This window comes from Butyrivibrio sp. AE2032, from assembly GCF_000702965.1.
Window position 1 is genome coordinate 142,771 of the sequence record NZ_JNLF01000009.1, and the last position, 19,240, is coordinate 162,010.

At 42.7% G+C, this 19,240-nt stretch carries 16 protein-coding genes and 1 tRNA gene; 13 read left to right on the plus strand and 4 right to left on the minus strand.

Annotated elements, in window-relative coordinates; all coding sequences use genetic code 11:
• Positions 1–17: 17 nt before the first annotated feature.
• From BO18_RS31880 to BO18_RS31920, 9 genes are read left to right on the plus strand one after another with little or no spacing between them, the layout of a single operon-like run.
• On the plus strand, positions 18–407 hold the full coding sequence (locus tag BO18_RS31880) for a GntR family transcriptional regulator (RefSeq protein WP_034453057.1): 390 nt from the start codon (positions 18–20) through the stop codon (positions 405–407).
• Entirely contained in the window at positions 400–1,305 is a 906-nt protein-coding gene (locus BO18_RS31885) for an ABC transporter ATP-binding protein (RefSeq protein ID WP_034453059.1), read from the plus strand. The genes BO18_RS31880 and BO18_RS31885 overlap by 8 nt, the downstream gene beginning before the upstream one ends.
• Entirely contained in the window at positions 1,277–3,448 is a 2,172-nt protein-coding gene (locus BO18_RS31890) for a DUF6449 domain-containing protein (RefSeq protein ID WP_034453061.1), read from the plus strand. Before BO18_RS31885 ends, BO18_RS31890 begins: the two co-directional genes overlap by 29 nt.
• Before the next feature lie 10 nt (positions 3,449–3,458).
• Positions 3,459–4,325 (plus strand): carbohydrate ABC transporter permease, encoded by an 867-nt coding sequence (locus BO18_RS31895; protein ID WP_051689377.1) that lies wholly within the window; start codon positions 3,459–3,461, stop codon positions 4,323–4,325.
• 7 nt (positions 4,326–4,332) lie between these two features.
• The gene (locus BO18_RS31900) at positions 4,333–5,256 is read left to right on the plus strand and encodes a carbohydrate ABC transporter permease (RefSeq protein ID WP_081861373.1); all 924 of its coding nucleotides are present in this window, start codon (positions 4,333–4,335) and stop codon (positions 5,254–5,256) included.
• Between the two features lie 15 nt (positions 5,257–5,271).
• The gene (locus BO18_RS31905) at positions 5,272–6,846 is read left to right on the plus strand and encodes an efflux RND transporter periplasmic adaptor subunit (RefSeq protein ID WP_034453063.1); all 1,575 of its coding nucleotides are present in this window, start codon (positions 5,272–5,274) and stop codon (positions 6,844–6,846) included.
• Positions 6,846–8,102: an ABC transporter permease gene (locus tag BO18_RS31910; RefSeq protein WP_034453065.1), complete on the plus strand. Its 1,257-nt coding sequence runs from the start codon at positions 6,846–6,848 to the stop codon at positions 8,100–8,102. The genes BO18_RS31905 and BO18_RS31910 overlap by 1 nt, the downstream gene beginning before the upstream one ends.
• A 24-nt stretch (positions 8,103–8,126) precedes the next feature.
• Positions 8,127–10,661, plus strand: a complete 2,535-nt coding sequence (locus BO18_RS31915) for an ABC transporter substrate-binding protein (protein ID WP_034453068.1) — start codon at positions 8,127–8,129, stop codon at positions 10,659–10,661.
• Between the two features lie 20 nt (positions 10,662–10,681).
• Positions 10,682–12,355, plus strand: a complete 1,674-nt coding sequence (locus BO18_RS31920) for an RsiV family protein (protein WP_185752661.1) — start codon at positions 10,682–10,684, stop codon at positions 12,353–12,355.
• A 56-nt stretch (positions 12,356–12,411) separates the two neighbouring features.
• On the opposite strand, the gene BO18_RS31925 is transcribed toward BO18_RS31920, so the two are convergent.
• Positions 12,412–13,701: an alpha-amylase family glycosyl hydrolase gene (locus BO18_RS31925; protein WP_034453075.1), complete on the minus strand. Its 1,290-nt coding sequence runs from the start codon at positions 13,699–13,701 to the stop codon at positions 12,412–12,414.
• A 181-nt stretch (positions 13,702–13,882) separates the two neighbouring features.
• Here BO18_RS31925 and BO18_RS31930 point away from each other — a divergent pair, with 181 nt between their 5' ends.
• The 3 genes from BO18_RS31930 to bcp are packed head-to-tail and all read left to right on the plus strand — an operon-like array spanning position 13,883 to position 15,808.
• Positions 13,883–14,431, plus strand: a complete 549-nt coding sequence (locus BO18_RS31930; RefSeq protein WP_034453076.1) for a cysteine hydrolase family protein — start codon at positions 13,883–13,885, stop codon at positions 14,429–14,431.
• Positions 14,428–15,339, plus strand: coding sequence for a patatin-like phospholipase family protein (locus BO18_RS31935; protein WP_034453077.1), 912 nt, complete (start codon positions 14,428–14,430; stop codon positions 15,337–15,339). The genes BO18_RS31930 and BO18_RS31935 overlap by 4 nt, the downstream gene beginning before the upstream one ends.
• Positions 15,340–15,352: 13 nt before the next feature.
• The gene (gene bcp, locus BO18_RS31940; RefSeq protein ID WP_034453078.1) at positions 15,353–15,808 is read left to right on the plus strand and encodes a thioredoxin-dependent thiol peroxidase; all 456 of its coding nucleotides are present in this window, start codon (positions 15,353–15,355) and stop codon (positions 15,806–15,808) included.
• A gap of 165 nt (positions 15,809–15,973) precedes the next feature.
• Here the strand turns inward: bcp and BO18_RS31945 are convergent.
• Positions 15,974–16,044, minus strand: a tRNA-Gly gene (locus BO18_RS31945).
• Positions 16,045–16,125: 81 nt separating this feature from the next.
• Between BO18_RS31945 and mscL the strand changes: the two genes are divergently transcribed.
• Positions 16,126–16,608 (plus strand): large conductance mechanosensitive channel protein MscL, encoded by a 483-nt coding sequence (gene mscL / locus BO18_RS31950; protein ID WP_051689378.1) that lies wholly within the window; start codon positions 16,126–16,128, stop codon positions 16,606–16,608.
• 61 nt (positions 16,609–16,669) lie between these two features.
• Here the strand turns inward: mscL and BO18_RS31955 are convergent, their stop codons facing one another.
• Positions 16,670–17,692 carry a LacI family DNA-binding transcriptional regulator gene (locus tag BO18_RS31955; protein WP_242856651.1) on the minus strand — a complete coding sequence of 341 codons (1,023 nt, stop codon included), beginning with the start codon at positions 17,690–17,692 and terminating at the stop codon, positions 16,670–16,672.
• 3 nt (positions 17,693–17,695) lie between these two features.
• Positions 17,696–19,114 (minus strand): glucuronate isomerase, encoded by a 1,419-nt coding sequence (gene uxaC / locus BO18_RS31960; RefSeq protein WP_034453079.1) that lies wholly within the window; start codon positions 19,112–19,114, stop codon positions 17,696–17,698.
• Between the last annotated feature and the right edge of the window lie 126 nt (positions 19,115–19,240).

A 19,240-nucleotide genomic window follows, 5' to 3' on the forward strand; every position in this document is an offset into this window, starting at 1 on the left:
ATTTATTGGAGGGAACAATGAACCTGATCAATCCATTGGACAGCAGACCAATCTACGAACAAATTGTTGAGAATTTCAAAATGCAGATCTTTAAAGGGATCTTAAGGGAAGGTGACCAGATGCCATCGGTGCGAACTTTGGCAGTTGAGCTTTCAACCAATCCCAATACTGTTCAGAAGGCCTATGCTGAGCTGGAGAGACAGGGCTTTATCTATACAGTTAAGGGCAGAGGGAACTTTGTCAGGGGCGATACGCTTTTGGTGGAGAACAAGAAGAATGAGCTTGTTAAGCAGATCATTGAACTGTTTACCCAGGCTCATGAGATTGGCCTTTCACTGGATGAGCTGGTAGAGGAGATACAAAAGAAGCTTGAAGAAATGACGCTGGGGGAGAAGAGTAATGATTGAACTTTTAGATCTTGAGAAAAAATTTGATGATATCAAAGCAGTAGCATCTGTTTCCCTGAACATAAATGATGGGGAAGTCTTTGGCCTGGTTGGAACCAACGGAGCAGGAAAAAGTACCATTCTCCGTATTATATCCGGAGTTATAAAGCCCGATTCAGGAATTGTTCTGGTGGATAAAAGACCTGTCTACGATAATCCTGAAGTTAAGAGAGATGTCTTTTACATTTCAGATGATCAGTACTTCCTTCCTAATTCAACTCCGGAGGAAATGGCTAACTATTACGAGGGCATCTATAAAGGTTTTGATAAGTTTAAATTCCATAAGCTCTGTAATGGATTTGGTCTTGATGCAAAGAGAAGGATTAGTACTTTTTCCAAGGGAATGAAGAAACAGGTAGCTATTCTTCTTGGGCTTTGTGCAAATACTAAATATCTTCTTTGTGATGAGACTTTTGATGGTCTTGATCCGGTGGTGAGACAGGGAGTAAAGAGTCTGTTTGCCGGAGAAATGTCGGACAGAGGGCTGACTCCTGTTATTGCTTCCCACAATCTTAGGGAGCTGGAGGATATATGTGACCACATTGGACTTCTTCACCAGGGCGGCGTTATCCTTTCTGAAGATATTGAGGATATGAAGCTCAAGATGCAAAAGGTCCAGTGCGTATTTAACTCAGAAGAAGATGAGAAAAGAGCTTTAGAGGACCTTGACGTACTTCTGAAGGAAGAAAGAGGGCGTCTTAGGACCTATACCATCCGTGGGGAGCGGGAAGATATAGAGTCTGCCTTTAAGAGAGGAAATCCTTTATTCTTCGAGGTTCTGTCACTTTCTTTGGAAGAGATATTTATCAGTGAAACGGAGGTAGTTGGGTATGACATCCGCAAATTTGTCCTTGGGTGAGAAGTTAAAAAATCATAAGACTTACATTAACAGAACGCTTTGGACCAGTTATGTGGCCCTTCCTTTTATGGCTGCTTATTTCATCCTTGGCGTTATCATGATGGTTTCAAGAGCAACCAATTATGCTGAGATGTATCATCAGAGTCTTGAGGTTCTTCAATTGGAAAAGCTTCGGGCAGTAGCAATGATTACAGGTATGGAGAGCTTTAGCTGGTTTTTTGTGGCTATAATTGCCTTCATGTTTGCACTGCAGGGCTTTTCCTATATCTTTAATCAGAGCCAGCTGGATTTTTACTTAAGCCAGCCAACCACCAGAGCTCAGAGAATCAGAAGAAACTACTTTAATGCAATTTCAACTTATCTGCTTTTGTACCTTTCCTGTGAGATAGTAGCTCTTTTGATAGCTGCTGTGATGGGAGCAGTAAATAGCTATGTTCTTATGTCAGCACTTATTGAGACCGTAAGAAATCTTCTTTTATTCTTTACGGTTTATAACATAACTGTCTTAGCAGTGATACTTAGCGGAACACTTCCTATAGCAGTTATCCTTACAGGCTGTTTTGCATTTATTTCACTTATTATTGCAGGAGAGATAAGCCTTTATAAGGGTGTTTTCTTTGCAACCTACAGCTATATGGATTCCACAAGAGCCTATCTTTCACCTGTAAGTGATACAGTAGCCTCATATGTAGCGCTTGTCTCTAATTTACGGGCAAATGGTGCTCTTATGTCCATGGACTACATAAATGCAAACCTGAAGTCTGTCTTTACCTATGATCTGGACTGCCTGGTAACAGGTATTATTGCCTTTGTATTTGTGATCATATTTGCCAGAAACAGGCAGGCTGAGTGGGCAGGAAAGAGCATACCACTTCGCCCTTTCAGATGGCTTGTTAAGATTGTTGGCTGTATCGTTGTAGGTCTTGCCAGCGGATACTTTGTCTACATAGTTTATGAGTCTGTATGGAACAATTCCCTTCATATGATGATGTTTGTGATCATGGTGATTGGAACTGTGCTTGCTGGCTGCATTATTGAGGTAATACTCGAGGGGAACATCAGGAAGTTCTTCAAGGGCTTTGCCCAGACCATTATGGCACTTGCCATCGTAATCCTTGTGTTTGTTATCTGCAAAGGAGATCTGTGTGGCTTTGACACATATGTTCCTGCAAAAGATAAGATAGCTTCTGCAGCCCTGATCAATGGCTCCAGGGATTTCAATGTGGGAAGTGTTTTATACGACAATTTTGATTACAGCGAAGCTGATGAGATGGTTCTTACGAACATTGATGATATGCTGGCAATTGCTTCAAAGGGAATGGAAACCAAGAAAGCTGAAAGACAGGATCAGGAACAGGGACGTTATGTAAATAGCGGATATGATACCACAGTTCTTTTCAGGCTAAAGAGCGGAAGGAAGGTATATAGGGCAGTTACAATTCCTTACGATGTTCTTGATAATGAGCTTGACAGGATTGTTAATAACGAAGAGTACAAGAAGGGTCATTTCGATGTGTTCCACGATGAGATGATAAGGGAAGTGGATGCTAAATCACCTGATCATAACCTGCGGTACAACAACAATGACCAGGATTCAGGCCTTGATACCAAGCATTTCTCTTTTGCAGAACTCAGCGATGCTTATAGAAAAGACCTTTTGGAGAATTACAGCTTTAAGTATGCAAAAGAGCATATGCCAATAGGTTCTATTGAATATGAGAGTAACGATGATACCTATATTTATGGTAGTATTAATGTGTTTGAGAATTTCACCAATACTATAGCTCTTTTAAAGAAGTATGGCATTTATTCTGAGAATGACCTGGATGCCGAGCACATCAGTTCAGTAAAGGTTTCAAACTATTATCCGGGTTATGATCTGGAACAGGTTTCTGTGGATGACATTGATGATGCACCTGACACAGTTTTCCATACCTATACTGATAAAGAGCAGATGGCGCAAATTCTTGAACAGTGTATCTGCACAAACTATTACAATGAGTGGTTTAACTACAACCTCATTAACGATCAGTACCATGCAGAAGTAATGCTGGACAATGAGCCCTCTTATTACGGAGGAATCGGATATTCATTCTTTAAGGGAAAGGTTCCTGAATTTGTCAAAACTGATACAAATAATTGAGAAAAAGAATATGACTGCAAATAAAAGAAGAAGCCTGATCTCATGGCTTTTTCTTATGCCGTCGCTTATAGGTGTCGGGTTGTTTTTTGTGGCTCCCTTCGGAGTGGTCATCTATTATTCCATGATTGATAATCCTATCCGCAGGAACTTTGTGGGACTTAGAAACTTTGCTACGGTATTCAGGAACGAGGCTTTCAGACAGGCGGGACTAAACACCTTAAAGTTTTCCTTTGTGGCAGTTCCCCTGGCTGTGTTACTGTCTCTTTTCCTGGCGGCGGTAATGGAATCCAGGATTCCTGGAAAGAGCTATTTCAGGACCTTTTTCTTAAGTCCTCTTATGGTGCCTACAGCATCGGTGGTGCTTATATGGCAGGTGCTATTTAACTATAACGGGCTTGTTAATGAGTTTTTAATGAAATTTGGAATGGACAGGACAGATTTCCTTAAGTCTGATAAAGCTCAGATAGTGATAGTAGTTCTTTTCCTGTGGAAGAATCTGGGGTATAACATGATCCTGTTCATGGCAGCTCTGGCAAGCATTCCCAAGGAACTTGTGGAGGTGGCAATGCTTGAAAATGCCACTAAGTTCCAGGTGTTCTGGCATGTTAAGGTAAGGTTCATGTCTTCAACGATCCTTTTTGTGACTATCATGTCCCTTATCAATTCCTTCAAGGTGTTCAGGGAAGTGTACCTGATGACGGGAGATTATCCGTATCATACCCTGTATATGCTTCAGCACTTTATGAATAACACCTTTGGAACGCTGGATTATCAGAAGCTTTCTTCTGCAGCTATAATTATGTTCATAGTTGTTTCAGCCCTTGTATATGTGATGTACCGGGTAGAGAATATGTACGGAAGGGATATTGAAGGGTAGAGACAGCATGAGATTACAGCGTGACAGACAAAAAATAGCGATCCAAAAACGACGGATAGAGATATCAAAAACAGCCATAGTAACAGTGGCTGCTGCGGTTTTTGCCTTTATCTTCCTGATGCCGATCATACTTACCATAACCAATTCCTTCATGTCGGCTTCGGAGATAAACGCCAATTATGGAAGCATTTTTGCTACTACGAATAAAGGCGGAAAGGTCTTCGTATCCAAGACAGTCAACTTGAAACTTATACCGGATATGATCACTTTTTCCCAGTACTATACGGTGCTTTTAAAGAGTCCGGAATATCTTTTCAAGTTTTGGAATTCAGTGCTTTATGTGGCACCTATCGTAGTGGTTCAGCTTCTGGTGGCAACCTTTGCTTCTTATGGGTTTTCTCGATATGATAGTAAGAAAAAAAGAGTAGTGTTTTTTGCTTACATCATCGTGATGTTGATGCCTTATCAGGTTACTCTGGTACCAAATTTCCTGGTGTCCAAGTCACTGGGACTTTATGGAACCATATGGGCAATCCTTTTGCCGGGATTTTTTTCACCCTTTGCTGTGTACCTTCTTACGAAGTTCATGAATAGGATACCAAAGGAAGTTATGGAAGCCGGCTCCATAGACGGTGCAAGTGAATGGATGATATTTACCAGAATATGCCTGCCACTGTGCAAGGGTGGCATTGCATCAATTGCCATATTGATATTCTTTGATTACTGGAATATGGTTGAACAGCCGCTGATTCTTTTACCGGATTCGGATATGCATCCGCTGTCGGTGTTCCTGTCCAGGATCAATACAGGGGAGATAAGTCTTGCATTTGCAGTCGCAGTAATATATCTGATCCCGCCGCTTCTTATCTTTTTGTACGGCGAGGATTATCTGGTGGAAGGTATTTCCTACCAGGGAGGAATTAAAGGTTAATTTAGGGAGAGAGTTATGTCAGAAGAATTAGAAGTTAGACAGGAGCTGGGGAGCAGCAAGGAACAGGAGATGGTTCCTGCAAACGGGGAAAAGAGTCCAAGAAACAGAAAAGATATGGTCAAGAACATAGCCATCGCATTTTTGTCGGTGATGCTTCTTCTCACCTTTTTTTCTAATACGATCATGAATTACTCTCTGCCACAGGTCGCAACCCAGCAGATCACCTCAGGGACCATCAGCCCTCAGATAAGAGGAACAGGTACAGTATCTGCTGAGGATCCTTACAATATCACGGTGAAAGAGACCAGAAAGATTTCAGGAGTTGCCGTAAAGGAAGGTTCCCACGTAGAGATAGGAGATGTTATCTACTATCTTGAGGATCAGGAGTCAAAAGAGCTTACGGACGCAAGAGAAAAGCTTGATGAAATGGAACTTACTTATGAGCAGGCTCTTTTTTCCGGCGATGTTCCCAATGACGTCATAACGAATGTCAGAAATGGAAGAAACACCACCTATGACTCCTACCAGAAGGAACTGGCCCAGGCTATAGACAATTATAATAATGCAAAGAACCTGGACAATGCGGCTCAGGCTGATATAGATTATATGACCCAGAAGGATAACTATGATCAGGCCGGGAACAATTATAATGCAGCAACGCCGGGATATACCTTGGCTGAGCTTCAGTATGAACTGACTGTTGCTACCCAGAACGGGAATAGTGACAGGATCAAGGAACTGGAGAATCAGATTGCAGAGCTTAACAAGGATAAATCCCAGCTCTCCAATTACGGTTCTCAGGAGAGCCTTAGCTATGCCCAGAAGCTGGCTCTTTTAAACCAGACGAAGGCTAAGACTGCAGCAGCACTTAAGGTTGCTGAGGATGAGAAGGAAAAACTTCTCACAAGCATTGCAACAGAAATAAGCCTTTGCCAGAAGAGAGATAAGATTACAGAACAGAAGGAAAAGATCGCTAAGCTTGAAGCAGAGTCTGTAGGGGCTTCAGTTAAGAGCCCAGTTGCAGGAACGGTTTCAAGCCTTGGAAAGGTGGCAGGAGAATCCACTTCTGCAGACGAGACCATTGCAGTTATCCAGGTTGATGGAAAAGACATGACAACAAGCTTTTCAGTTACCAATGCCCAGGCCCAGAAGCTTAAGGTGGGAGATGCTGCAAAGCCTCAGAATGTATGGCAGTATGGGGATGATTTTAAGGCTACTCTTACAGGAATCAAGAATGACAAACAGGATCCCGGAAATAAGAAGGTTCTCACTTTCAAAATTGAAAGCAAGGACGTAACTCCGGGTCAGAACATTTCCCTTACTATAGGGGAGCGAGCTGTGGAGTACGATCTTGTGGTTCCAAACAGTGCCATAAAGACTGACAGTAACGGAAAGTTTATTTTGGTGGTAACAAGTAAGTCAAGCCCACTTGGTAACAGATATAAGGCATCAAGAGTTGAAGTTACAGTAAAGGCACAGGATGACAACAACAGCGCCATTGCAGCTGCCGTAGAGGGAGATGAGTACGTTGTAACAACATCCACAGCCCTGGTAAATCCGGGAGATCAGGTGAGGCTTGCAAATAATTGATGGCAATAAAAGATGTTTTTGTAAAGTACATAAAAAAGCATTTTTGTTCCCGCTGGAGGATCATAGCCTTTGGTCTGGTGGCTTTTCTTTTGATAGTCTATGCAGTGCTTGGCGCTGTAATGAGCAGTATTATCTCGGGGCTTCCGGAATTTCTTTTGGCTGACAGGTGGTCATCAAAGGGTGATATGGCTCAGGTGAGTATCTATACCACCGAGGATCAGCTCATAGATCAGGACAGCATAAAGCGCTTTGATTATATGCTGGAGAAAAAGCTTGCCGAGGCAGGAGTGGATGATCCTGACGATGACGTGGCTTTTTCAGGCCCCAAGGTAGTTGATACCATCGGTATTGATGAGATGAATAAGGAACCTAAGGAAGATGCTCCTGTCAATGAAAGGAAAGGCATCAGGAAGCTGTACAGTATCAGCTACTGTGCTCAAGGACAGGTGTCAGTAACCTTTGAGAACAGAACTGCTGACAAAGTGTCAGCAATTGGTTGTGGCGGAGATTTCTTTTTGTTCCATCCCATGGAGTTTGTGACCGGGGCACCTTTTTCGGGAGATGACCTGATGAAGGATTCCATCGTTATTGATGAGACTTTAGCCTGGCAGCTGTTTGGTTCCACCGACATCATCGGACAGATGGTTACTATAGGGGGTGTTCCCCATTATGTGGCAGGAGTTGTCAAGAGAGATACAGGAAAGCTTAAAAAGGCCGCAGGACTGGATAAAAGCTATGTATATATGTCCTATGAGAGTCTTTCAATATATGGAATGATCCTAAGTGGCAGGACTGTTTCTCAGGAAATATCTGAGCTTGGCACCAAGGCTGAAAAGGGCGGTATCAACTGTATTGAAGTTGTATGCCCAAACTCTGTTAAAGGTATGGCTGCAAGAGTCTGCAAGGATAGTCTTGGAGTTACTGATGAGTTTGTTGAGGTGATCGACAACACTGAAAGATTCTCCTTCTTTTCACTGCTTAATGTGATCAGGGGCTATGGCACCAGAAGCATGTGGAACAAGGCTATTTACTATCCATACTGGGAAAATGTAGCAAGAGGCTACGAGGATATATTGGCAACCATATTGCTTGTCAGGATCCTGTGCATGAGTGTTGTTATTATACTCATAGTGATTTCAATAGTAAATGCATATAGAAAGAAGACCTGGACAGTCAGGTCTGTTGTAAAGGCTCTTGCCGAAAAGAAATATGATCTGGAGGCAGAGCATCAGCAAAAGAAATGTATGGATGCGTGAGCTTACATGCAGAGAGGAGATATTATGAAAAAAGGAAGGATTGTGGGAAGACGTATCACCACCGGACTTATGGTGGCTGTCCTTGCTATATCGGGACTTTCCGGCTGTGGCAAGGGAAAAGATAATGGAAGCATAATCGATCAGGCAACCAGTGGTTCAAAGGACTGCGTTTTTAAGACTCAAAAGCTGGACCTTGGAGATCAAGCTGCGAAGGATTACAACAGATTACAGCTTGTAGGGGAAAGGGTCTACGCTACTACTTATGCAGATGGTGGCAAGATGTCCGTTATCTCTTTTAACCAGGACGGAAGCGATGTTAAATCCTACAAGGTGGCAGAGGCTGATAATGAGAGCCACAGTTTCATAAACTTCGACAAGGATGGAAATATGTACTCTGTCCTTGAAATATACAACTACATGGACGATAATGTGGAACTTTATGCTGATCCGGACGAAGCAGATCCACATCCGGAGGAGACGGAGGGAGGCAGTTCAGAGGCAAGTTCTGAAGCAAGTTCCGAGGCGGAAGATAAGGATGCAGATGATACGGCAGAGGCTTCAGAAGACAGTAGCACTGGTGAGGGGGCGGCTGCTGAGCAGGAGATCCGCACAGATGATGAGCAGCTTATTGTCGTTGATGATGTTGCTTCAGTCGACACAGACCCGGAAGCTATGGCCATGTACATGGGAGATGAAGATGATCATCAGTACCTTGTGAAGTATGATCCTGAAGGCACTGAACTTTACAGAATCTGCCTTGATGAGGATGTTGATGAAAACAGCTACTTCTCAGTCTTTTCCATGATCTACACCGAGGAGTATGGTTTGCTCCTTAGCTCAACTAAGGGCGTACAGCGCTTTAATGAAGCCGACAGCTCTTTTAAAATGCTCCTTGATACTACAGATAAGAGCAGTCCCTATGCTGATTCTTCAATAAGCCTTTATAACGGCTTTGACGGTCAGATATTTGCATCCCTCTGGGGGCAGACGGGAATTGAGCTTTATACCTTTGACGCAGCCACTGGAACGATGGGAGAGAAGTCTTCGGCTTTTGACACCTATGATAACTACATCTTCTTTGGTGGAAACGGATACGACCTTTATGTGTCAAGATCTGACGGAATCTATGGCTACGACAAGAGCAAGGACAAGCTGGAAAAGCTGATAGATTACGTGTTCTCAGACATAAGCGTTGACTATTCATTAAGCTCAATTGTAGCTTTGAGCGACCAGGAATTCATTGCAAATCTTCCTGATGGAGATGGGGAGTACGCGCTTTTCAGGCTGACAAAAGTTCCTGCTGATCAGGTTAAGGATAAGACAACCATCACCATTGCCGGAAGCTTTGTTGATTATGATATACGCCAGAGGGCCTACAAGTTTAATCAGGAAAGTGATGATTACAGGATAAAGGTGGTTGATTACACAAATCTTACCTCCGGTGATGACTGGAGTGCAGGAGCAACTCAGTTTAACCTGGATATTGTATCCGGCAACACACCTGATATCATGCTCTTTTCAGCAGATGAGCCTGTAGACAGCTACATTAACAAGGGGTTGTTTGTGGACCTGTTGCCTTTTATTAACGCAGATCCTGACCTTAAGGATGTGAAGTTCGTGGACAATGTCTTTGAGGCCTTTAAGACAGGAGAAAGGCTCTACCAGCTGGTTCCGTCCTATTACATAAACACTGTTACAACTAAGACTTCTTACCTTAAGGGCCAGGAGATACTTACCCTTAAGGACTGCCAGGATCTTATTGAGGCGAAAGGCGTCAAGATTTCAGATTCCTTTGGCCTTGCCAGTCAGGAAACCATATTAAACTACGCCCTTATGACTGCCGGTGATAAGTACATTGACTGGGAGAATAAGAAGTGCCATTTTGACGACGAGAGTTTTATTGAGCTTTTAGAGTTTGCAAAGCAGTTCCCAAAAGAGATTACTGATGATATGTACATGGAATATGATGATGCAGCTCTTTTCAATGGGGACGCACTGTTTGAATTGACTTACCTCAATAATTTCCGCTCCTATGCAAGAATGAAGCAGGGAAGATTCGGGGATGACATTTCTTTTATCGGATTCCCCAATGACCTTGGTATCAACTGCTCTGTAATAGATGCAAACTATAGATTTGCCATCAGTTCGCAGTCCAAGTATCCTGATGTATGCTGGGATTTCATCAGACAGTTTTTGATGGATGATTATCAGAGTAATCTTCTCTATAATTTCCCTATCAGGAAGGATTACTTCGACAAAATGGCGGAGGATTCCCTGGACAATCCATTCTGGCTTGACGATAATGGCCTTAAGGTTTACGAAAAGGAATACAGCTATATTGGTGACCAGCAGATTGAATTAAAGCCACTGACTAAGGAAGAGGCCCAGTTTATGAAGGATTATGTTCAGTCCTTGACGATGGTCTATGCGCCTAACCAGAGCGTGAACAGCATTATCCTGGAAGAGGCTATGGCATTCTTTAATGGACAGAAGAGTGCAAAAGAGGTAACTGATATCATTCAGAGCAGATTAACTATTTACGTCAACGAGAACAGTTAAAATGTGGAGTGGAGCGTATTGTGAAAAAGAGAGTATTATTGTGTATTATGGCAACAGCTCTTTTAACAGGGGCTATTGCAGGATGTGGAAAAAAGGGTGATGAGAGTTCTGCAGAAAGCAGTGTGGAAGCTTCTGTAGAGGCTGGTTCTGATACTTCTTCGGAAGGCGCCTCTGTCAGCGATGCTACAGGCGACGAGGCGGCAAAAGAGGTATTTCAGGTCTTTTTGCACAACCTTGCCTGTGAAAAGGATGGTAAAGTGGAGGCTATAGGAAGCTATCCTGAGATCCTACTGACAGAAAGTTATGGGAATCAGTATCCTAAGCTTCAGACTGAGATTTCAAGCCAGAATTACGATTGGTCTGTAAACGTTAAAGCTTACGTGAATGAATACGCAGGCTATGAGAAGATGGATTTTCAGCAGGGAGTAGCCTTTGAGTCTGACATTGGGGCTGATATTGAAAGAGCAGACGACAGGCTCTTTACCCTTATGGTTTACTTCTATGATGATGCCGGAGGAGCGCATCCGAGTCATTCCACAGGTTCCATAAACATGGACCCTGCTACCGGAAAAGTTGTGCCCCTTCAGGATGTGCTTAAGGATGTAGATGGCGCACCCCAGATCTTTAAGGATGCTCTCTACGAAGCGTATCCTGATGCTGTGGATGAGTTTGAGTCTATGATCTATAGGGAAGCTGACCAGGATGTTACGGATGCTTTCAGACAGAAACTCATGGAGGATGGCTTCACCTGGACTCTTAAGAGTGAGGGACTTCGTATTTACTATTCTCCTTATGAGGTTGCATCCTATGCAGCGGGAGAATTTGAGACTCTTCTGACCTTTGATAAGTATCCTGATCTTGTACAGTCCGTATTTATTCCTGATTCGGACCTGGATAAAGAGAAGATGACCGATACACGGAGTTTGGAAAAAGAGGTGTTCCAGTGGGAAGAATCCGATATGAATTTGTATGAATCAGATGCTGATACTGTTGATGTTATAACTGTTCCAAACAAGACCTGGAGTGCTTACACAGAGGATGGAAGAGGACCGGACGACGGCGAGCACATTAAGCTCACAAAGGTCAGTGAGAAAAAAACAGACTGGCTTGATACCTATAAATGGGCTAATGAGAACGGCTTTGAGCAGCGAAATATGCCCTATTATGACAGCGAGTATTATTATGAGGGCGTAAACCCAGTAGAATATGGCTATATGAATACCGGATTGTTGATCCATGACAGGGACTATACAAAGGTTTTATATAACTTGGATCTGAGCACCCTTTGTAACGGGCCTGATGAAGAAAAAGGAAGAGTGTCGAACTCTACACAGTTTATAAGATGGGCGAAGATTTACGACGGAACACTTTATGTATCAATTATTATAAATGGCTATTCCTCTGAGGAACCAAACAGCAGCTACATGGTAGCTATTCAGCCTGATACAGGATATGTTCTTTGGAGAAGTCAGCCTCTTGTGGCCAATGCCAATAATTTTGAAATCGTGAAGGATACTATAATCTGTGGCTATGGCTTTACTGCGGAGCCGGATTACATCTACCTTCTGGACCGTTTTACCGGACAGGAGATGGACAAGATTCCTGTGAATTCAGCCCCTGATCAGTTCGAGGTTGTAGGAAATGAGCTTTACGTGGCTACTTATAACACAGCCTACGAATTTAAGATTGAATGAAGATAGTAGGGGAGCAGCTCTGCCAAAAGCAGGGTTGCTCCCCATAATATAGTCGATTATTTAGCTCGAATTATAATAGGCTCTCCATTGAGGCTGATGTAACCGTGCATGACTTCTACTGGCGAATTGTCGATAAGGTTTTCGTAGCGTCCGTCCGGTACATTTATTGGAATGATGCCAGGTTCTCCCTTGAGAGAGAAGATGCCAATGATCTTTTTGCCGTTCCTACTGTAAATGGCCTTGAGTACGTTATCCTCGTAAGTTTTGGTGCGGTAGGTAGAATCAGCAAATAGCGGATCCTGCTTGATTTTATACAGGCTCTTCATAATATCTGAAAGATCCATTGCCTCATCGGACTTCCAATCAACTGTGTCTTTGTCAAAGAGGTTAGGAAGGTGAGATAAAGCACATTCCTGACCTGCATAGATAAGTGTCATTCCCTTTTGGAAATATAGAAAGGCTGTGGCATTTCTGATAGCTCTTTTCCCTGGGAAAAGAAATCTTGCCCTTGGCTGGTCATGGTTCTCTAAGAAGCGAAGTTTAACGTAATTGTCAGGGTAGATGTATTCCTGGCGGTTGATGGCATCAGAGTAGGCCTTAAGGGAACCGGTTCCGGATACATACTCAGTGAGATTGCTGTAGATGTCATAGTCGTAGAGAATGTCAAAGGCATCGTACATCTCGCAGTCTGACTGGGCTACAAGGCCAAGATCGCGCATAGTCAGAATAAATGGCGGATCGATGGATTCGGAAAGCCAGATACATCCCGGGCGAACCTTTTCAACTTCTTTTCTGGCTTTTCTCCAGAAATCAAGGGGAACAAGAGGTGCAACGTCGCACCTGAAACCGTCTACAATCTCAGCCCACATCTTCAGACTTTCAATCTGGTAGTCCCAGAGACCTTTATTTCCATAATCAAGATCAATTATATCTGTCCAGTCTCCGACACGGTTTCCAAAGGAACCGTCGGGTTTATGGTAGAACCACTCAGGATGCTCTTTTGCAAGAACTGAGTCAGGAGAGGTGTGATTGTATACCACGTCTATGATGCACTTCATGCCTTCGTCGTGGATTGCCTTAACGGTTTTCTTAAAATCCTCCATGGTGCCATATTCGGGATTGATGGCCCTGTAGTCCTTTATTGCATAGGGAGAACCGAGGCTTCCTTTACGGGCTTGTTCGCCAATTGGGTGGATGGGAGCAAACCATACAATATCAACACCAAGGTCTTTGATCCTTGGAAGAGAGGGAATTACCGCCTTGAAAGTGCCTTCTTTACTGAAGTTTCGGACAAAGATCTGGTACATAACCTGGTTTCTGAGATTTTTAGATGTAGTCTTGGACATGAGAAACCTCCCTTGTTATATAAGCAGTGATTATCTAGATATCTCTTTTCATCATAAGGTTTATTGCTGGCCCTTGCAAGGGTGCGTTTTTGTTGTATTAGTAGCTGTTGTCATATGATGGCAAGTGTATTTGACATGGTGTAAAATGGATAATGATAATTAACATAAAGGGGAAAATGATATGAAAAAAGTACTTGTTGTTGTAGATATGCAGAATGACTTCCTGACAGGAGCGCTCAGAAATGAAGAAGCGATCAAGGTTGCAGGGTATGTGAAGTCTAAGATTGAAGAAGCGAAAAAGGCTGGCGAAACGATCATCTTTACCAGGGATACTCATGCAGAGAATTACATGGAGACAGAAGAGGGTAAGAATCTTCCTGTTCCTCACTGCATTAAGGGGACTCCCGGCTGGGAAATAATCGATGAACTTAATGCAGGTGCTAATGCTTCTTTGATAATTGATAAAGAGACTTTTGGCTCAAAAGACCTGGCTGAATACTTCAAAGATCATTCTGACGAAATTGATGAAGTTGAATTCATTGGCGTTTGTACCGATATTTGCGTTATTTCAAATGTTCTTTTGACAAAGGCCATGATACCAAATAAGAAGATCTATGTAGATGCTGCAGGCTGCGCAGGAGTAACCAAGGAAGCTCACGATACTGCACTTGCAGCCATGAAAGCGTGCCATATAGTTATAGAGAATCAGGGAAAAGAGATCTGGAGATGAGTCACGGGCGTAAAGTATACAGCAGACTAAATGAGATACCTACAGGACACGCAAAGGGGCAGCTTACAAACGGCTGCCTTGTTGTTGAAGGTGGTGCTTTCAGAGGACTTTATAACCAGGGTGTTATGGATTTCTTCATGGAGAACAACCTTAACTTTGAGTGTGTCATTGGAGTGAGCGCAGGTGCCATGGCTGCACTTAATTATGCATCAGGGCAGATTGGAAGGTCCGCAAGATGCAATCTTACTTACAGACATGATTCAGAATATATTGGTGCTCAGGCTATAATCCAAGCGCATAGTCCTTTAAATATCGATTTTGCATTAAGACCTGATGAAAAACTGGGACTTGGAACACTTGATGAGAACACGTTCTATGATCCTCAAAGACGCTTTATCGCTGTTGCTACAGACTGTGATACAGGTAAGCCAGTATACTTTGAAAAGGGCAAATGCAAGGATATTCTTAAGGCCATAAAAGCTTCAGCATCAATGCCTTATGTCTCACCTATGGTTGAGGTTGATGAAAAGCGTTGCCTAGATGGTGGCTGCAGCTGTCATATTCCCTATAGATGGGCTCTTGAACAGGGCTATGAGAATATCGTAGTCATTAAGACCAGGGAGAGAGGGTTTAGAAAAAAGGAATCCTCTAAGAGCTATGCAGAGAGATTTTACAAGGATTTTCCTGAGTTTGCTGGTAAGCTCATGAGCATGAATGCTGACTATAACAAGGAATGTGATGAGATTGACAGGCTTGAGGAAGAAGGCAGGATATTCGTTATAGCTCCATCTGAACACGTTACTGTGAAAAGAGTCGAGAGTAATATGAACAAACTCGGGAACCTCTATTGGTTAGGGTACAACGATGCAAAGAATAATCTCTTTTCACTGAACAAGTATCTGAAGTAGAAAGGAGACCATTATGTTAGAAGTTGGAACAAAGGCACCGGCATTTGAACTTCCTGACCAGAATGGAGTAATGCATTCTTTGGAAGAATATAAGGGAAAGAAGGTTATATTGTACTTTTATCCTAAGGACAATACTGCTGGCTGCACCAAGCAGGCATGCGGTTTCTCAGAAAGATATCCGCAGTTTACTGAAAAAGGCGCAGTAGTACTTGGCGTGAGCAAAGACACTGTTGCTTCTCACAAAAAGTTCGAAGAGAAGTATGGCCTTGCATTTACTCTGCTTGCAGATCCGGAGCGAAAGGTAATAGAGGCTTATGATGTATGGAAAGAAAAGAAGAACTACGGAAAAGTCTCCATGGGAGTAGTGCGAACAACATATCTAATTGATGAAGAAGGCATCATCATAAGAGCTAATGATAAAGTAAAAGCTGCCGAGGATCCGGAAAAAATGCTGGAAGTTATACAGTGATATAACGAGCAATGCATCTGGATATCCTGCTTGCTCAAACGATGCATCTTAGAATTGCAGAGCAATTCTAAGCCGCGCAGTCGCGCGGTATAAAAAGGGATCCATAGCCAAAAACGCATATAAATATGCCTTTTGGCTATGGACCCCTTTTGCATCGTTTGAGTAAGCAGGATACGGGAATCGAACCCGCCTCTTCAGCTTGGGAAGCTAACATACTACCGATGTACTAATCCTGCGCGACTATTTTATTCTATAAAATGTATGCTATAATTTCAAGAGTGTATGAATAAAAGTATTAAGAAAAGAGGGAGAATATCATGACAGAAAAAATTAAAAAAGCAACTGCTAAAAGTAAGGGCCTTGCTGGGGAATTCCGTGAGTTTATCATGCGCGGAAATGTAATGGATATGGCTGTCGGTGTTATCATTGGTGGAGCATTCCAGAAGATCATTTCATCACTTGTAGATGACATCATCATGCCACTTATAAGCGTTTTAACTGGCGGTATCGACTTCAACAATAAGTTCGTTGTTCTTGATGGAGGCTCTTATGCAACACTGGAGGCTGCAAAAGAGGCTGGAGCAGCAACTCTCAACTACGGAACATTTATCACAGTAGTAATCAACTTTATCCTTATGGCTCTTGTTATTTTCTTCCTGGTTAAGACCATGAACAACATTAGCAATAAGTTTGCCAAGGAAGAAGCAGAAGCACCTGCCACAACAAAGATCTGCCCTCGCTGCAAGAGTGAGATCAATATAGAGGCAACTAGATGTCCTCACTGCACATCTGAGCTTTAATTGATACAAACAAAGAAGAGACTGAATCAGATAACGATTCAGTCTCTTTTTATATCCACAATTAGAATGAGGTGGAACCTCTCTTAACCAGTTCTCCGGAGAAGATGGTCTTTTGTGGCATCTCGTTCTGGGAAAGGGTACCGATAAGGGTTTTTACCAGCTGGATGCACATATCCTCAAGCCTGTTGTCAATTGATGAAAGCTCAGGTTCGCTGCAGTGGGAGAGGATTGAGTTGTTGTATCCTACAATCTGAAGCTCTGATGGAACCTTGATGTGATTGGCTCTTGCAAAGTTCATGGCGCCTACAGCAAGGAAATCATCACTTGTGATGATTCCGCTGAACTTAAGGCCCTTGTTGTAAAGGGATTCAACGAAATTCTTAACAGCATCAATGTCTTCGTGGCTTCCCTTAAAGCATTGCTGGAGCTGCTTCTTAAGGCTTATATCATTAGTTAAAAGAGCATTCTGATAACCTGCAAGCTTCTTCAAACCAGAATAGGAATTACTGTTGTAGAGATAAAGGATATCCTTGATTCCACTTTTGATCATCTGCTCTGTAGCATCCTGGGTTGCTTTGTAATCATCGCACAGGGTGCAATATACGTTGCTACAGTCGAAATCCGCATTGAGGAGCATGATCGGTACTGATGCAGCTGCATCTCTTACATACTGGTTATCCTCAGGATTGTTCATGATGAAGTTGGAACCTATCATGACAACGGAATCAACATGCTGGGAAAGCAGGAGATTAAGGGATTTCTGTCTGGAAGACATCTCATATCCGGTACAGCAAAGGACTGAGTTATACCCATTCTCTCTAAGGCTCTGCTCAATATAATAGATGGCTTTGGCAAGATAAAGGTCAGATGCGTCGGCGCAAAGGATGCCTATGGTCTTCATTGAGTTAAGACCAAGTCCTCTTGCGAAAGCATTTGGCTTATATCCATATTGATCAATTATGTCCATGACCTTCTTACGGGTGCGGGGCTTAACGTTGGTGCTGCCATTAAGCACTCGGGAAACGGTAGCGATTGAAACCCCGGCCTTTTTGGAGATGTCATAGATTGTCATCTGGCTTCCCATAAATTATCTAACCTCTAAAGGAAAATCAAAATATCTTACTGCATTATTGTAGGAGATATCTGAAACTATCTGTCCGAGTACATCAAGTCCTTCCTCAGGATATTCACCGTTCTCAACAAGTGTGCCAAGATAATTGCACAGTATTCTTCTGAAATACTCATGTCTTGTGTAGGAAGTAAAGCTTCTTGAATCTGTAAGCATTCCTACAAAACCTGAAAGGTTGCTTGACTCAGCAACACATCTGAGCTGTTCTTCCATGCCGAACTTGCTGTCATTGAACCACCAAGCGCTACCCTGCTGAACCTTAGCAATAAATGGAGCTTCGCAGAAGCAACCTAAAGTGGTGTTGATGATCTTATTATCATTAGGATTTAAACTGTAAAGAATGGTCTTAGGAAGAGCATTCTTAGAGTGGAGTGCATTAAGGAAATCTGCCATCTCACCCATTGGATAATAAGCATCTATTGTATCGTATCCTGTATCAGGACCGAGCTTCTCAAACTTAGGTGTGTTATTGTCACGCTTGCATCCGAAGTGAAGCTGCATTACCCAGCCTCTCTTTGCAATCTCTTCGCCCTCAAAGAGCATGAAGGCTGTCTGGTACTTAAGATCTTCTTCCTTCGAAAGCTCTTTTCCTGAAAGACGCTTTGCAAAAATGGCCTCAACCTCTTCCTCGGTAGCAGGGTGGTACATAACGTACTCAAGAGCGTGATCTGTAACTGTGCAGCCCTTTGAACCAAAGAAATCAAGTCTCACCTTAAGAGCTTCCTTAAGAGAAGCGAAGGAATCAACCTTGACACCGCTAACTTCTGAAAGAGTGTCAATGTAAGAAACAAATTCAGGCTTAGTGATATTCTTAGCCTTGTCTGGTCTCCATGCTGGAAGAACCTTCACATCAAAAGAAGCATCCTCTCTGATCTTATCGTGCCACTCAAGGGTATCAACAGGATCATCTGTAGTGCAGATAAGTGTAACATTAGACATCTTAATGAGCTTTCTAACGCTCATATCAGGTGACTGAAGAACCTTGTTGCAATGATCATATACTTCCTTGGCATTGCCTGCTGTAAGAGGCTTGTCGTAGCCAAAGTATTTCTTGAGCTCAAGGTGTGCCCAGTGGTAGAGTGGATGACCTACTGCCTTCTCAAGGCATTTTGCAAATGTAACAAATTTCTCTTCGTCAGAAGCATTCCCAGTAATATACTTCTCATCAATGCCAAAAGAACGCATCAGGCGCCATTTATAATGATCGCCTCCAAGCCATACCTGAGTAATAGTCTCAAAATGGCGATCTTCAGCGATCTCTCTTGGACTGATATGGCAGTGGTAGTCAAGAATTGGCATTTTTTCTGAAAAGTCATGGTAGAGCTTCTTTGCAGGTTCATTCTGTAAAAGAAAGTCCTCATCCATAAATTTTCTCATGCTTTATAACCTCCCGTAACGCTTTTACATGTAAGCGTTTTCAATATTTTTACATCATGTATTATACCGAACAGTTATGGGAAATACAATAGAAAAATGAGTTGACGTTTTCACCCCTTGAATATA

Coding starts and splice junctions, on each gene's coding strand:
- BO18_RS31885 (WP_034453059.1), top strand. CDS start 400: ATGATTGAACTTTTAGATCTTGAGAAAAAATTTGATGATATCAAAGCA.
- BO18_RS31925 (WP_034453075.1), bottom strand. CDS start 13,701: ATGTCCAAGACTACATCTAAAAATCTCAGAAACCAGGTTATGTACCAG.
- uxaC (WP_034453079.1), bottom strand. CDS start 19,114: ATGAGAAAATTTATGGATGAGGACTTTCTTTTACAGAATGAACCTGCA.
- mscL (WP_051689378.1), top strand. CDS start 16,126: ATGACAGAAAAAATTAAAAAAGCAACTGCTAAAAGTAAGGGCCTTGCT.
- BO18_RS31895 (WP_051689377.1), top strand. CDS start 3,459: ATGACTGCAAATAAAAGAAGAAGCCTGATCTCATGGCTTTTTCTTATG.
- BO18_RS31910 (WP_034453065.1), top strand. CDS start 6,846: ATGGCAATAAAAGATGTTTTTGTAAAGTACATAAAAAAGCATTTTTGT.
- BO18_RS31905 (WP_034453063.1), top strand. CDS start 5,272: ATGTCAGAAGAATTAGAAGTTAGACAGGAGCTGGGGAGCAGCAAGGAA.
- BO18_RS31900 (WP_081861373.1), top strand. CDS start 4,333: ATGAGATTACAGCGTGACAGACAAAAAATAGCGATCCAAAAACGACGG.
- BO18_RS31890 (WP_034453061.1), top strand. CDS start 1,277: ATGACATCCGCAAATTTGTCCTTGGGTGAGAAGTTAAAAAATCATAAG.
- BO18_RS31930 (WP_034453076.1), top strand. CDS start 13,883: ATGAAAAAAGTACTTGTTGTTGTAGATATGCAGAATGACTTCCTGACA.
- BO18_RS31955 (WP_242856651.1), bottom strand. CDS start 17,692: ATGGGAAGCCAGATGACAATCTATGACATCTCCAAAAAGGCCGGGGTT.
- BO18_RS31915 (WP_034453068.1), top strand. CDS start 8,127: ATGAAAAAAGGAAGGATTGTGGGAAGACGTATCACCACCGGACTTATG.
- BO18_RS31880 (WP_034453057.1), top strand. CDS start 18: ATGAACCTGATCAATCCATTGGACAGCAGACCAATCTACGAACAAATT.
- BO18_RS31935 (WP_034453077.1), top strand. CDS start 14,428: ATGAGTCACGGGCGTAAAGTATACAGCAGACTAAATGAGATACCTACA.
- bcp (WP_034453078.1), top strand. CDS start 15,353: ATGTTAGAAGTTGGAACAAAGGCACCGGCATTTGAACTTCCTGACCAG.